General features: G+C 39.0%; 16 protein-coding genes and 1 pseudogene. 14 read left to right on the top strand and 3 right to left on the bottom strand.

The features are described from left to right. Nucleotides 1-84: 84 nt before the first annotated feature. The 8 genes from merR (at nt 85) to GQA99_RS13335 (ending at nt 7,051) form a co-directional block, all read left to right on the top strand. Nucleotides 85-492 (top strand): mercury resistance transcriptional regulator MerR, encoded by a 408-nt coding sequence (gene merR, locus GQA99_RS13370; RefSeq protein WP_160054389.1) that lies wholly within the window; start codon nt 85-87, stop codon nt 490-492. 91 nt (nt 493-583) lie between these two features. Beyond that, nucleotides 584-931 (top strand): mercuric transporter MerT family protein, encoded by a 348-nt coding sequence (locus tag GQA99_RS13365; RefSeq protein ID WP_160054388.1) that lies wholly within the window; start codon nt 584-586, stop codon nt 929-931. A 98-nt stretch (nt 932-1,029) separates the two neighbouring features. Continuing rightward, nucleotides 1,030-1,305 carry a mercury resistance system periplasmic binding protein MerP gene (gene merP, locus GQA99_RS13360; protein ID WP_160054387.1) on the top strand — a complete coding sequence of 92 codons (276 nt, stop codon included), beginning with the start codon at nt 1,030-1,032 and terminating at the stop codon, nt 1,303-1,305. Nucleotides 1,306-1,315: 10 nt separating this feature from the next. Continuing rightward, complete coding sequence (merC, locus tag GQA99_RS13355; protein WP_160054386.1) at nt 1,316-1,735, top strand: organomercurial transporter MerC; 420 nt, start codon at nt 1,316-1,318, stop codon at nt 1,733-1,735. A gap of 35 nt (nt 1,736-1,770) precedes the next feature. Further along, on the top strand, nt 1,771-3,429 hold the full coding sequence (gene merA / locus GQA99_RS13350) for a mercury(II) reductase (protein WP_160054385.1): 1,659 nt from the start codon (nt 1,771-1,773) through the stop codon (nt 3,427-3,429). Nucleotides 3,430-3,615: 186 nt separating this feature from the next. Next, nucleotides 3,616-4,212, top strand: coding sequence for a tyrosine-type recombinase/integrase (locus GQA99_RS13345; protein ID WP_160054384.1), 597 nt, complete (start codon nt 3,616-3,618; stop codon nt 4,210-4,212). 636 nt (nt 4,213-4,848) lie between these two features. Beyond that, nucleotides 4,849-6,168, top strand: coding sequence for a DUF6602 domain-containing protein (locus GQA99_RS13340; protein ID WP_160054383.1), 1,320 nt, complete (start codon nt 4,849-4,851; stop codon nt 6,166-6,168). Nucleotides 6,169-6,229: 61 nt separating this feature from the next. Next, complete coding sequence (locus GQA99_RS13335) at nt 6,230-7,051, top strand: DUF2726 domain-containing protein (protein ID WP_160054382.1); 822 nt, start codon at nt 6,230-6,232, stop codon at nt 7,049-7,051. Nucleotides 7,052-7,569: 518 nt separating this feature from the next. Here GQA99_RS13335 and GQA99_RS20810 read toward each other — a convergent pair. Next, a pseudogene (locus GQA99_RS20810) lies at nt 7,570-8,625 on the bottom strand (M12 family metallopeptidase). 201 nt (nt 8,626-8,826) lie between these two features. On the opposite strand from GQA99_RS20810, the gene GQA99_RS13320 reads away from it, so the two are divergent. The 4 genes from GQA99_RS13320 to GQA99_RS13305 all read left to right on the top strand — a co-directional run bounded on the left by GQA99_RS13320 (nt 8,827) and on the right by GQA99_RS13305 (nt 11,853). Next, on the top strand, nt 8,827-9,366 hold the full coding sequence (locus GQA99_RS13320) for a DUF4377 domain-containing protein (RefSeq protein ID WP_160054380.1): 540 nt from the start codon (nt 8,827-8,829) through the stop codon (nt 9,364-9,366). A gap of 670 nt (nt 9,367-10,036) precedes the next feature. Beyond that, nucleotides 10,037-10,489 carry a helix-turn-helix domain-containing protein gene (locus GQA99_RS13315; RefSeq protein WP_160054379.1) on the top strand — a complete coding sequence of 151 codons (453 nt, stop codon included), beginning with the start codon at nt 10,037-10,039 and terminating at the stop codon, nt 10,487-10,489. After that, nucleotides 10,489-11,058, top strand: a complete 570-nt coding sequence (locus GQA99_RS13310; RefSeq protein WP_160054378.1) for a PIN domain-containing protein — start codon at nt 10,489-10,491, stop codon at nt 11,056-11,058. Before GQA99_RS13315 ends, GQA99_RS13310 begins: the two co-directional genes overlap by 1 nt. Before the next feature lie 432 nt (nt 11,059-11,490). Further along, nucleotides 11,491-11,853: an AbrB/MazE/SpoVT family DNA-binding domain-containing protein gene (locus GQA99_RS13305; RefSeq protein WP_229785903.1), complete on the top strand. Its 363-nt coding sequence runs from the start codon at nt 11,491-11,493 to the stop codon at nt 11,851-11,853. A gap of 192 nt (nt 11,854-12,045) precedes the next feature. Here the strand turns inward: GQA99_RS13305 and GQA99_RS13300 are convergent, their stop codons facing one another. After that, entirely contained in the window at nt 12,046-12,282 is a 237-nt protein-coding gene (locus GQA99_RS13300; protein WP_150139088.1) for a helix-turn-helix domain-containing protein, read from the bottom strand. Between the two features lie 101 nt (nt 12,283-12,383). Between GQA99_RS13300 and GQA99_RS13295 the strand changes: the two genes are divergently transcribed. Beyond that, nucleotides 12,384-12,893, top strand: coding sequence for a VspR family transcription factor (locus GQA99_RS13295; protein ID WP_223419997.1), 510 nt, complete (start codon nt 12,384-12,386; stop codon nt 12,891-12,893). Continuing rightward, nucleotides 12,890-14,305: a DEAD/DEAH box helicase gene (locus GQA99_RS13290; protein WP_160054377.1), complete on the top strand. Its 1,416-nt coding sequence runs from the start codon at nt 12,890-12,892 to the stop codon at nt 14,303-14,305. Before GQA99_RS13295 ends, GQA99_RS13290 begins: the two co-directional genes overlap by 4 nt. A gap of 57 nt (nt 14,306-14,362) precedes the next feature. Here GQA99_RS13290 and GQA99_RS13285 read toward each other — a convergent pair whose 3' ends face one another. Next, the gene (locus GQA99_RS13285; protein WP_160054376.1) at nt 14,363-14,629 is read right to left on the bottom strand and encodes a hypothetical protein; all 267 of its coding nucleotides are present in this window, start codon (nt 14,627-14,629) and stop codon (nt 14,363-14,365) included. Nucleotides 14,630-15,056: the final 427 nt, after the last annotated feature.

Genomic DNA, 15,056 nt, shown 5'->3' with positions numbered 1-15,056 from the left:
ACCTTGTAAAAATCTATTTATTATCTCTCAGGGCAGAGAGCTCAAGCCAAAGTATCATTCATCATAGTAATCAAAGGAGGAGGTATGACTTCTGTAACATCTAAAAAGAACAGAACCATCAGTAAGCTGGCTAATGAGCTTGGTATAAATATTGAGACGGTGCGTTTTTATGAGCGGCGGGGAATGATCGAACAACCGCTAAAGCCAGACTTTGGTTATCGTCATTACCCAAATGAAACGGTGAACCGTATTCGCTTTATCAAACGTGCCCAAGAATTGGGATTTACGCTCGAGGAAATTGCTAATCTATTAAGCTTAGAAGACTACCCATGCAGCCAAGTCCAAGAGCTTGCCGAGCATAAACTCGGCGCCGTCAGAGACAAAATGGCGGATTTACGACGCTTGGAAACAGCACTCAATACACTATTGCTGCAGTGCCATAGCAATCAAGATGACAGCCATTGCCCCATCATCGATTCCCTGCAACCCTAAACGACTCTACCCACAGAAAAATTCCGCTTGACTCCGTATATAGGTACGGCACTTACACTTATTCCATAGATTGAAATCCGAGGAGTAAGCCGTGTCCCCCCAAAATCCTAATCTGCACATTATTGGTGGCATTGTCGCCGCCGTCGGCGCAGGCCTGTGTTGCGCAGGGCCATTCATATTGTTGTTGCTAGGAGTCAGTGGTTCCTGGATTAGTAACCTGACCTTATTAGAGCCCTATCGGCCTATTTTTATTGTGCTGGTATTGGTTCTGTTTGCTGTCGCCGGTCGAAAAGTTTACCGACCAGTGGAGGCTTGTGAGCCAGGAACCGCCTGCGCTGTGCCGCAAGTGCGCAAGCGCCGGCAAGTGATTTATTGGTTAACGGCACTGGCAGCGCTAGCGCTAGTGACCAGCAATTACTGGATTGTCTGGTTTGCTTAAATGCAGCAGCAAGGATTTGGCATAAACCAATTGAAGATTAATGACAGAACACAGCGATTCATAGCACTTACACTTTTAACTAACGCTTGGAGAATACAATGAGAAAAGTCACGTTACTCACCCTTATGGCACTCACTAGTTTGCCGGCTACTGCCAAACCACAAACAGTGACCTTAGACGTGCCCACCATGAACTGCGTCACCTGTCCTTTTACGGTGAAAAAATCGCTGCAAAATGTTGCAGGCGTCAGCGAGGCCGATGTCACCTTTGAGACCAAGGTGGCAATTGTGACCTTTGATGATGAGAAAACCACGGTCAAAGCGTTAATCGATGCGACCACCAACGCAGGTTACCCGTCAACTATCAAACAATAGGAAGAAGGCTATGACCAATTTATTCAATATGCTGACACGCATCGGTGATAAAGCGGGCTCCTTGGGTGCTGTTATCTCTGCTATGGGCTGCGCCATGTGTTTCCCGGCGATTGCCAGTTTGGGCTCTGCCCTTGGATTGGGGTTTCTTAGTCAATGGGAAGGCCAATTTGTTAATACTTTATTACCTCTATTTGCTTGGGTTGCCTTAGTGCTAAACGGACTGGGCTGGTTCAGCCATAGGCAGTGGCATCGTAGTGCTCTGGGTATGTTCGGCCCTGCGCTACTTTTGATATCACTTTACCCCTTGTTTCGATACGGCTGGAGTAGCTATGTGACGTATTCTGCACTCGCAATGATGGTGGCAGTTTCTGTATGGGACATTTTTTCACCCGTAAATAAGCGCTGCGACGATGACAGTTGTGCCGTTTAAGCCAATGATTGTTTACCTTAATTGAAGGAAAAAAAATGAATTTATTACCTATACGCTTATCCATACAGGGTATGACCTGCCCAAGCTGCGTTAAACATATTAAAGAAGCACTCGATTCCGTTGAAGGTGTCATTAAAACAGAGGTGTATTACGAAAACGCTTTAGCATATATCACTACTCGAGATGATGTAAATGTAGCTGAACTTATCCTTGCGATTAATGCTTTAGGCTACATTGCAACAGAACTTAAAGACATGACAATCCGTGGTAACACAAACCAGAAAGAAGACTATAGCTTAAAGCAACAGGTCGCCATCATTGGCAGCGGCTCAGGGGCATTTGCCTGCGCCATTAAAGCAGCCGAAGGCGGTGCCAAGGTTACACTCATTGAATCCAGTGATGTGATTGGCGGCTGTTGTGTCAATGTTGGCTGTGTGCCGTCAAAAATTTTAATTCGAGCAGCACAATTGGCTCAACAACAACGAAGTAACCCGTTTGCTGGACTAGAAAATCATACTCCAGCACTAAGTCGTGCGCTGTTATCTGAGCAGCAAACTGCCCGAGTGGAAGAGTTGCGGACAGCTAAATACCAAAATATTCTAGACAACAATCCTGCGCTGAGTTTAATCAAAGGTTTTGCTCGATTTAACGATGCCAATACCTTAATCATTAGTAATCTTGATGGTTCAGAGCAAATACTACATGCCGATAAAATATTAATTGCTACTGGTTCAACACCGACGATCCCGCAGATTGATGGCCTTGCTGGCACACCTTACTGGACATCCACAGAAGCATTATTTGCCAAAGCGCTACCACACCATCTGATCGTGATTGGCTCTTCTGTGATCGCGTTGGAGATTGCACAAGCTTATCGCCGCTTAGGCAGCGAGGTGACGGTATTGGCGCGTCATTCATTATTGTATGCAGAAGATCCCTTGCTAGGTGAGAAGCTGACCGAATGTTTTCAAAAAGAAGGCATTAACGTGTTGAATCACACTCAGGCGACAAGCGTTTCATATCATGGTGAACAATTTACGCTAGAAACCAATGCAGGTACTGTGATTGGTGATCAACTGTTAATCAGTACCGGACGTAATGCTAATACTAGTCAACTTAATCTTGCCGCAATCGGTATTAAAACTAACGAAGGAGGTGAGGTTATTGTTAATGAGTGGATGGAGACCAATATTTCTGGCATTTATGCCGCAGGAGATTGCTCCAATATGCCACAATTTGTCTATGTTGCCGCAGCGGCAGGCAGTCGTGCCGGTGTAAATATGACCGGTGGAAATGCCACACTGGATCTAACCACTATGCCCGCAGTGATCTTTACCGACCCGCAAGTAGCCACGGTGGGGTTAACAGAATTTCAGGCCAAGGCGCAAGGTATCGACACCGACAGCCGAGTTTTGGGTATGGAAAATGTGCCACGAGCCCTAGCGAATTTCGAGACCGACGGCTTCATTAAATTAGTGGTAGAAAAGAAAACCGGAAGAATTATCGGTGCGCAAATTTTGGCACATGAAGGCGGTGAAATTATTCAGAGTGCAGCCTTGGCCATTCGCAATCGCATGACTGTCACAGAGTTAGCCGATCAACTTTTCCCTTACCTAACCATGGTGGAAGGGCTAAAACTTTGCGCCCAGACTTTTAATAAGGATGTTAAAGAGCTTTCATGTTGTGCTGGGTAAATCATCACTGATTGATGCGGTGTTCTATATGATGTGAATTTGAAATCAAACAAGAACCGTCGAAGGTCGGTGGTACTAAATGCTACCGAGACTTAGCTTTTTTTTGTTAAGAAATGAGTGTAGACGTGTAATTATTTGTATCCCAATCCTACTAACTATGACCAGTCACCCCCAAAGGAGGTCATCATGGTCATACTAAACCGTGGACAAAGAAGTGGTGTCAAAAAGCCTTTCAGGCTTGAAGAAATTTGGCGTATTCGTACCAGACTCGAGATTGAGGATAACTTGATGCAGTTAGCACTATTCAATTTGGCTATTGATAGCAAACTTAGGGCAAGCGACTTACTATCTTTGAAAGTATGCGATGTTTCTTCCCAAGACAGGATGTTTAATCGAGTTAAGCATATCCAGAAGAAGACTGGTATTGAAGTTCAATTTGAAATTACAGCCAGAACACAACAAAGTTTGATGAAATGGCTCTTACTTGCTTCGTTAAGCGCAAGCGATTTTATTTTTTCTAGCCCTAGATTGAAACAACAGTCAATTAGCTACTCGTACTATAGATGCATAGTTAGGAAATGGGCATCCAATCTGGGATTAGATCCAAACCTATATGGAACCCACACTATGAGGCGAACCAAAGCGACTCTGGTCTATGCAAAAACAAAGAATATACGAGCAGTTCAGCTTTTGCTAGGTCATACAAAGGTAGATAATACGATAAGATATCTTGGTGTTGAACTGGAAGATGCTCTCATAATTTCTGAAAATACAGATTGCTAATATGAAGTAGCCCTAGAGCCTAGGGCTACTTCATCAACGACAAGTTAGCGGGTTTCTTTCAGGTTAAACTTTGTCCAAATTTTAGATACCCAAAACGTCCATTATTATGAGCCAAAGGAAATTAGTTAGAGATAAAAGGTGTCAACAATTACTTGAACAGAACATTTTTCTGCAGATTTTCTGATGAATCAAATTCCCAATTCAATTTCAAACCTAACTCATTTCTGTCCAATTACGTGTCAGTTCTTCTGCTGGCACGTTTATGCTCAATTGTGTGTTAGAGGTATTATAATCTGGAAAACTTCCATCCTTATTTATCAATACTAAATCTATGGATGCTCAATATTTCGGATCTCCCCTGATAGGGTCATGAACTTTCCTGCAGTACTGCATAATTATGGTGGATATTACAAGACGCGGTTTCCTTCTGACCTATCCTCGTGATGAACACTTGCGATTTTATAATAATTAGCGCTTAATAACAGTGTGTTACTGGAGAAAAACCTTCTTGCAAAGGACTTTCACCGGATTAGTCTATGGCTATACGGGGTGTATATAAGTTTGGCAAGCGGAACAAATCAAAGCGTGCCATAGCTACACCAACCTAAAGTATTATTTCATCAAACAAGAAAAATCATGATAGAGCAAGCATCAGAACTGCTAGCACAGTTCATTCAAATTGAAAAAGAAGCCTTAGATAAGTTTGATATGCCTCATATGCCAACATTAGGTAGTGCATATGAAGAAATAACTAAGCAGGGCATTGATCAAAATTTTGCCATTCCGAAGTCTTTGGGTTTGAAGGTCGTGTCCGGTTTCATTTCTGTGGGAGAAGAAATGTTACCTCAACAAATTGACGGAATGTTAGTTTGTGGTGAAGGTACACAATATGGTCGAACAAAAGAGTTTATTTATCCAATAGATCAGGTTCTTTGTGTTTTTGAAGTAAAGAAAACTCTTAATAAAGCAGACTATATAGATGCTTTCGATCATCTAAGAGTAATTAGGCAGAAGTTTTCTGAACATTTTGAATCAAAGTTTGATGATCCAAATTTTGAACCTGAAATCGAGGCTGCTCGCATTCATTTCTCACAAATTACGGGTAAAGAAGCTCCTAAGAGTTATCGTCAAATTAACTCGCTGTCTAAGTCTGATGGAATATTATTCTATTCTTTGGTCCAAGAAATATTAGCACCACTTAGTATCATTCATGGTTATGGTGGATACAGCACAGAGTCTGGTATGAGAAATGCCTTCTTAGACATATTGCTGGAGAAGGGTGAGGTTACAGGCGATGGGTTAGGAGTTCCAAGCTTGCCTGCTTTAGTAACAACGAATGGCTTTAGTATTGTTAAAGGTAATGGTGTTCCTTTTATCGCCATAAATGAAGATCGAAAATGGGCCGCATTATTATCGTTGAATCGAAATGCTGCTCGCATAATGTTAGAAGTGATTTGGTCTAAAATATCTCTTTATTTTGATGTAAAAATGCCTTGGGGTGAAGATTCAAATGTTGAAGTGCCTGTCCCGTTGATGTTTGCAGTTCCAACCGAAACCGAAGATGCTGCAGGCTGGATGTACCACCCCGTTCGGCTTAAGGAGTCTGAGTTAAGATCCCGTAAGGATGTGCAACAATGGCAGCCTGTCAAAATTGATCCCGTTATGTCTAGTGTAGTCTATTCAATGCTTGGTTATGGAGGGTATATTCACTTGGATAATATTTGTGAAATAGCAGTGAATAATTCTGTGCCTGAAGATGAATTGTTGGAAAAAATCATGAATACTCTTCTATTTAAGCAAGTAGGAGACCACATTCGGCCAATTTCTTCAATTCTCCACATGGTCAGTGACAGCGGTAATCAGGACTTTATCTCATCCAGTAAAGAGCGCTTGGATACTTGGTGTGACCGTCATGACATTAGCAAGAGTTATATCAACCTGATAATTGTTGATTAAATCAGAGTATTGAAGATTAGCTCTAAATCCATCGTTATCGAAATGGTTTATAGGATTAGATATGGAAAGGTTTTACTCTTTGATGGCAGAAAAACGTTGGCCAGATATATTCAAGTTAACAAGAACTGAGCAATCATCTCTTAAACACTCTGAAGTGGAGTGGGCTAATGTTTGTATACATTTAGAGACGGAGTTTATTCGATTTGCCAATGAAGAACTTGCTGTGCTCGTATCGACTTTGTGCCGTGAATATATACTATTACATTCTGCAAGTTACTTATATCTCAGTGGCGATGCACGAACAAAAATTGAGAACATTGGAATAGAGGCGTATCAAGAATTAAGCCATAAAGAAGCTGTTGCATTTGCGCGAATGTGTACGCATTCCAATAAAGCAGCTGAGTTACTTGTTGAACCTCAAAAGAATACTGGCATCAAACCATCAGTTGAAGAACCAACAAAGACATCCAAATTCTCTAGGGTTGATTGGTTACAACCTTTATTTAAAAGTAATTTAGAATCAGAGTTTTATCAAGCGTTAAAAGACGTTTTTCCAAGTTATTTTATCTATCCCAATGTAGTGCTTAGTAACATATTTGATTTTGACATGATTAGAGAACATCTTGCTCTACCTGAAAGAGACTTTTACTTCAAAGGGATCGTTGATTTTGTTGTTTTTGATCCAGCTGATAACCATAACCCAAAATATTTTTTCGAGGTAGATAGTCACTATCATGACAATGTAGATGCAAGACGCAGGGACAAACTAAAAAATAACATCTTTGATGCTGCAAACATTCCGCTTCACAGAGTCCGTGCTGATACCGATTCCCTGACCACTGCACATGACTTTAAGGTTGTAATCAGGAAACTTATTAGATAGAGGACAAAAGTTCAGATTAGCTCGAGCTTTTGTCCAACATCTTAGTTGTCTAGTGGCTAATCAAATTGGTCACGACATTAGAGACTAGGTATACATTTTCTAATCAAAAGTTCTTGAGTTAGGGTCAAAGCTCTAACTAATTTCTGCCCCAAAGCTTGTTTCGCATGCCTAGATTAGATTTGCTTGATACTGGCCTGTTGGCCTAATTTTAGTAATGCTACAGAGTGTCCATTGAACTAGGTCCACTCCAGATAATGCACCAAAGTGTTTACTATTTCTGTGACGATTTAAATAATACAGTGGCTTGTCTATCTATGGATACAGTCTCAACAGCAAGAATGGATAACAAAATATTAATCCTGATTCAAGTTAACTTTCCAATTGACTATGCTATAGAAATATTACTTGATGTTGAATCGATGCAGTTAGATAGGCTGAATTTTAGTTAAGTTACCAAGCCAGAAAGCCCAGAATGTTTAGTCTTCACTTAAAATTCAGCCAATTTTCAACTATTTAAATCACATACAAACTGATGCATATTTGGCTGTAACGCTGTTAGAGTACTTCGAGCATTGCCCCTCATTATTGCAAGCTCGAACTCTGAACTCTGTATTTTGATTAACACTTACTTGATATGCTTTATTTGTAGTTGTTGCGAAGTTTGAAAACGCATACCCTGAATTTATCTGAATCTCATAATAATCAGCATCATCATTATATGATGCCCAATTGAGAGAGTTTTCGCCGTAGCAATAATGGTAATTTACGTTTAAATCAACTTCTTGAAGATAACCGTACATTTCTCGAAGAGTAGAAATGTCTGTCGAAGTCATAACAGAACCACCTAGAGAAGACATACCGTCATTTCTCGAAATAGTTGCTTGACCATTAGAGCTAAAAGCGGTCGAGTGATAGTGCATTATAGAATTATAGTCGTAGGGGCCAACATCTTCCCCATCAGAAATATGTTGTTCAAAATTGTGCTCTTTCCCGGATATAATATTCTCCCAATTAATTGTAATATATGAATCACGATCTTCCCGTGATTGTTCATGCCAAAAGCCTGCAGCATGTAGGAGTTCATGTGTAGGTGTTCCGCCGCTAAAGCAACCATCTGCTAAACTAACATTTTGAGAGCCACCTCGCTTCCCTACTTGAGAGCTTCAACCTGAGCCCTTGTATATAGAGATATAGTCCGCTTGATTCGAGCGTTCGACAAAAATAACACCTGAAACATCTTCTATATCACTCATCGCCTGAAGAATTGAATTTATTTGACTGGTGCTATAATTTGTTGAAATGGTATAAGGAATTACACCCAAATCCCATCTATATTGACTACCGCTAATGATAACGGAATAAGGAGTTGGAGTGTTTAGAGTTTCAATATGCTCAGTGACAATGATATCTCCTTCAAAAATATATTCACCTTTTGATCTCTCAACTGTTAGAGTTTTGTGAACCAACACATTATTTTCATCGGCGCCTTCTACCAATATATCATACGTTTTCGAGTGTGAGTTTAGTGACAGTGTAATGCATGAAGATAAGATTAAATAGTTAAATAATTTCATTCCTTCGATCCTATTTACAATCAATAAAAGTCCGAAATTGGTTTTTATTCAGAAATTTAATTAGAAATAAAGATAGTAACATATGTCAAAATTTTGTTACCAAGATGTGATCTGCGTCTATTTACTGTTTTTATTTTGTTGCTAATATAAAAATTTATAATTATGTTTATTTATATCCAATAAAACTAAAGGATTAGTGTTATGCAATCTAAATTTTCATTTTCATTTTTGTTTTTTGTTTGCCTTATGTTCGCGTCAGCTTGTAACAATTCAGACGAAAAAGACGCTTCATCATATGAACAGTCAACCTCCATAGCTTCTTATATGCAACCGTGCACAGGTGTAAATCAAATGCTTTGCGTTTTGGCTGATGGCAAGCTCTTTTATGACGAAATTGAAGGCTTTACTTATATGTGGGGGTATACTTATGAGCTTACAGTCGAAGTCAATGAGGATGGCTCACCTTCTGCGGACGCTTCAAGTAAACAGTATTCATTGGTTAGTATCAACTCATCGGTTGAAGATGAATTGGGTGTGGAGTACGTCATTGATAATGTTGAACTTCTTGACTCAACAATTCATATGAATGATGGTGAGTACTTTTTTTTAAGTCAATCATTTGAGTGTGAAGATACAGCGTTGTGTGAGTCTTTATTAAATATGAATAACTCAGGTGGAATAGTGACAATCACTTTTAAATATATGGGGAATGGTGTTATCAATTTAATTTCATGGAATTAGAAATCTATCAATTTGCAAATAAGAAAGCCATTATAGTGCAATTATAAGTGATAAATTCGCTCTAGTAACAATCAATATTTGTAGCGGCCGATAAATATTGGTCGTATTGAATCACCATTACTTCACATGTTTAGAATTTTCCATATTTTTCAAAACTGAAATCTATAGTGGTTCACTAAAACTGGCCACTGATATAGAATTTTCCCATATTTTTATTTATGCGAACAAGGCATACACTGATGGCATTCGTAACTCAGAAATGTCCATTTCCTTTCACGGACGGCACCGTATCAATCGGTGCCGCTCAGTATTTTGTAATACCAAAAGTTATTCGCAAACAGCTAATTTAGCAAAGTTGCAGGCTCACAAATGTCCATATACGTGTCAGAGGAATGAAGCTGACACGTTCGTGCCCCATTCCTTGCCAGTGAAATTTTGAGTCGATAAATTTTGTCCTTCCCTTATAGGTACCATATCAATGTTTGGGAGCCAAAAAAATGCTTTTTCATTGAAAGGCACCAGTTGCTTCTGGAGATCAGTTTTAGGGCTACCCTATACAGTAAACCTTTAGTATTGCGAATATTTCGAATATTGACTTTTTCGAATATTTCGGATAATGTTCTGATATACAGATTTGTATAGTTTAAATTTGAATCTAGAGAGAAATACGATGAATACTGCTACAAAATTGCCAACCGCTGAAGAAATTGCACTGGCTAAGCTTGGTAGCCAAGAGTTGTCAGCCGTTATAAAAACCAATGGCGAAGCTCAAAGGATTAATGTTATCGACAAGTCAGGTAAGACTCACGAAGTCATGATTCCATCAAGTGCATTAAACATGATGATTGAGGTGCTTACTCAATTAGGTCAGGGTAACTCTGTTAGCATTACACCTATTCATGCAGAACTCACAACGCAAGAAGGTGCTGACATGCTAAATATGTCTCGCCCTACATTTATTAAGCTATTAGATTCTAAGGAGATTGTTTTTAGTCGCACTGGTAACCGTAGAAAGGTGGCCTATGCTGATCTTATGGAATACAAGAGCCGTTTAGAAGAGAACAGACTAGCTGCTCTTGCTGAACTATCCGCATTAGATCAAGAAATGGATATGGGATATTAATGACATCATACACGGTAATTTTAGACGCATGTGTTATGTATCCTGCTCCACTTCGCAGTTACCTAATGTATTTGTCCAACACAGGGCTATTCAGAGCACGATGGACAGAGCAAATACATGATGAATGGACTCGTAATCTTCTCAAGAACAACCCAGATGCCGATCCTGTGCGGCTAGAAAGAACCAAGCTGTTAATGAATGCTCATGTACTTGACTGCTTGGTTGAAGGTTATGAACCATTGATTAATGGTTTAACCTTGCCAGATGCTGATGATAGACACGTTGTTGCTGCAGCTATTAAAGGTCAAGCGGAGTCAATCATTACCTTCAATCTTAAAGACTTCCCTATAAAGGAGCTTGATCCGCTAGGTCTTTGTGCAATACATCCAGATGAGTTCTTATGTGATATGTTTGAGTTAGATAGCAGTGCTTGTGTCAAGGCTGCCCAGCAACAACGAGGTTCGTTGAAAAGGCCACCAATGAGTCAAGACGAGTTTTTAGCCTGCTTGCAAAAGCAGAAACTGCCAAGCTTTGTCTCAAAGTTAAAGAACTTTAAGCTTATGCTTTAAATAGAAATAGTTTTGTAATCAAGATTGCCAAGTGCGTTTTAATCCAACAAGTTCAGAATCGGTTAGTGAAAACACGAATTGAAAAGTGGTTGAGACACACTTTTGTGCCAAAGTGCTTCAGTGTTTATCCATGTGTTCGTTATGCATGTTCAGCAAGAAATTTTGCATATAATGAATCTAACACTTCAGAGCAGAGGTGAATGATTGTGTTCAATTCTAGTCATTAGCGGCACCGCTTCATGAGGTGCCGTTTTGCTATCTGGAAGTGGGGAATGTAGATATCGTCCAAAGTTCGTAAAACGATTATGTCCAAAAGTGTGACAGGATAGCTTAGCAATAAGAAACTAAGCACAAATCAGTCGATCAAATTTTAGTAATACCACAGAGTCGGGAGTTGCTACTCTAATAGTGACGATTCAAAGAGAGGAATTGATGATGAAGAATACTAAACTCAATATATTGCTTTTAAAATGTGACGCAACGGCACCAGTTCCTGATGATTTAACTGCATGGCTTGATTCTCCTTCTGTCGGAAATGAAATTATTACTGGTCACGATGAGATATCTCTGAGTTCTGATGATGAATATCGTGCCGCTTTAAAGACAATCGAAGGATTGTTTGATGCAATACCTAATACCGCTGAATTGGAAGGTTTTTTATCTATTCTTGAAAATGACATGCAACAACACCCCGACAAATTAGTGCCGCTCACAGCAAGTATGCGTAGAAGTGCTGAAAGTTTAGTTGAAAGTGTAGAAATTGATTTTGGTGATCAGTTATTAGACGAGTTGTAGGTAATTGGGAGACTAGAAGTTATCTGAAAACCTAACTTTGTTCGCTCTTTGTAACGCAGAAATGTCCATTTCCGAGTTAAATAAACACATATCAGCTCCATCATAACCTTAGTTAATAATCTTATAAGTTTACTACTAATTATCACTGCTGCTATAGGTATAAATTAATGAGGCTCACTTTAAGCATTAGCACTAATCTAGTTGTACTTTATATTTGAGTCTGGCTGGTAGAATTTCATCAAACTCACAGTCAAGTGCATTAACGATTTTGTATAGAGTTTCCAGTTTGATGTTGACGCAACCTCTTTCCATTTTCCCGTAATTACCTCTTTCAATACCGACATATGCTGCAAATGCCTCTTGAGAATAGCCAGCATTAACTCTTAGGTATCTTAATTTCTCGCCAAATTCAATTACTAAATCACTCACCTATCAACACTCCAGGTAAAATGATTAGATTTTCATATTGAGGTACAAGCCACCACGCCCTATAATACCCATTCGAGATAAATTATTAGGATCTGTTTTTGATGTTAGACCCATTCGTAGCTCAAATCATTAAAGCAGAAAACTTTGATAAGTTCACAACAAGTGATGTCCGCTCTGCATATTTTGCATTAAAAAAAGATCCCTCTTTGGATAGCGCAGAGATCAGAAGAATGATTTATGCAGAATTAATGAAGTTAGTAAAAAAAGGCTGGTTAGAGAGGAATATACAAAAGCAAAAGGGACAGACTAGATTCAAAAAAACAGTTCATTTTGATGCCACAAACCTTCCTGTTAAGCCTATGGCTTTATTACCTATTTCTGATATTGAAGGCATTGATAAACATAAGAAATTGAGCGCAAAACTAAACTACTATAAATCAGAACTATTATTGAGCTTAGGTGAATCAGAGGCATATAAAGAGATATACTTAGAGCTGCCTGATTTAGCTGAAGAGTTACAACCCAAGTACAATTTAGCGAGGGAAAATAGCACTAAATTGTTGGGGAAAATCAAGGCCATTGAAGCGATCATCGAACAGAGAAATATATGAGACTTAGACGTTGGCAAAATGCATGTATAGATTCGTCATTAAAACAATACCTTAATGGACAGTCTCATTTCTTGGTTTTAGCGACGCCTGGCTCAGGAAAGACTCTGATGGCCTCTGTTTTATCAAACCATCTATTGAAGAATGACCTTGTTGATTTAATCTTTTGTTTTTCCCCATCTTCGATAGTTTCCATGGATTTTGCTGAGTGCTTACAATTAAGATCGAATGAACGTTTTGACGGGCTAATTGGTTCAAAGGGCAGAGCTTATACTTATCAACATTTGCAGTACTTAGATGGTGCTTTTTGGGAGCTATTTGAAAAATATCGAGTATTCGTTATTTTCGATGAAATCCATCATTGTGCAGGATCTACTGTCGATAATGCGAATTCATGGGGAGAGCATATAATTCTGAACATTCAGAACAAAGCTCGATTCACCATGGCATTAACCGGCACGCCTTGGCGCTCAGATACGGCCCCTATCGTTTTTGCTAGCTACGCCTCACCAGATGGTGAAATCTCATGTGATTACGTCTATGGGCTTCATGAGGCCATTTTAGACGGTGTTTGTCGCGTACCTCAGATAATCGCTATTGATAACAATCATATTTCAGTAATAGAAAGTAATGAAACCGTCGTTTTCGAAAGCTTTGATGACCTACTGTCTAACTCCCAAGTTGCATACCAGGACGTAATCGAAAATGAGGATGTAATAAAACATATCATCACTTCGGCTAGTAAAAAGCTAGATTTTATAAGACTTGAAAACTCTAATGCCGCTGGCTTAATCGTAGCGTCATCGATAGAACAGGCCAATAGAATTTCAACATTTGTAAAAAAATGGCTTGAAGAAGAAGCGGTTGTAGCTACCTATAAGGAAAATGACCCGACAGCCATTATTCAGCGATTCAGACATTCAGAATCCAAGTGGATTATTTCTGTTGGAATGATTAGTGAGGGAACTAATATCCCTCGCCTACAAGTGTGTTGTTATCTCTCAAACATAAAAACTGAAATGTATTTTAGGCAAACACTAGGACGAATTCTTAGAGTTACAGACACTACTAATCAAGAAGCAATTCTTTATATGCCAGCGGAACCCAAGTTACTAGAGTATGCTTATAGAGTTAGACATGACGTGCCTGTTGAGGCTGATGTTGTAAAATTTGAAACAATGCAATCACTGCTCGTCGGCGATGAGACTAATAGTCAAAACAAAACAATTTCGTTGAAAGGGCCAAGTATTGATTTGGCCGGTAATGAAATTAAACTAAATGATTTCAATGAAAACATTGATAGCTTGTTCGATGAAGATTTTTTATCAACTTCATATGACCAAGTGATGAATATATTCGGTCGCTTCAAACAAGAAACCATAGGCCTAGGGTTAGGGTTAGGAGAGTTGAAGTAACTTTACTTACTTCAATCTAGATTATTTATCATTATACAACTTGATATCGTTACTTAATCAAGATTTTGAAACTGGATTAACAATAAAAGTTATTTTTTGTGGTTTGTCCTGAAGAGATCGAATAAAAATAGGTTCGGACTTCACTCCTGAGTAGTTTTTATCTATCATTTCACAATCATCTAAATGTTTAATTAAACTTTTTATAGCGTCTTTGTATTTTTCAGGAACCCGCATCACGACTGTTTTTTCGTATTTAGTTTTTCGACCTGCACCAGTTCGAAATCCGCCATGTTTTACCTTGTGCTCAGCTTTTTCTTCAGACATGTAAACTCCACCTTGGTTTTGTTACATAATCAAAATACCTTGAATAAATTACAGAATCAAGAGGGTCTCAATACTTTTAATGATGAGGGATGGCTTTGCATGCTTTTAAATTAGGAAGATGGAGGTAAATATTTATGTATGGCTGTAATCTTTTGAGAATTGCACATTTATTGCGCTAACAAGTAATCGTCCGATATGAGTACTCTTTAATCCCATCATTGGAAAAAAACTACGATAAATAAATGCACTTTCAATACCGTTTTTGAGTTTATTTTTGATTCATCTTCAAACACGCTTTCTAATGCAGGGCGGGATTAAGCTTTGTTAAATCTTTTAACCAAAGAAAATCTCGCTCCTAAAATCACCATTCCATGCTGCCTTTCTTATTTTGGTTGGTTTACTGGCTTTTAGCGGATGCTGCTCTAAA

The organism is Shewanella litoralis (assembly GCF_009828585.1).
In the GTDB taxonomy this organism is placed as follows: Bacteria; Pseudomonadota; Gammaproteobacteria; order Enterobacterales; family Shewanellaceae; genus Shewanella; species Shewanella litoralis.
Note: the sequence above shows the minus strand (reverse complement) of the source record. Positions and strands in the feature narration are given on the sequence as shown.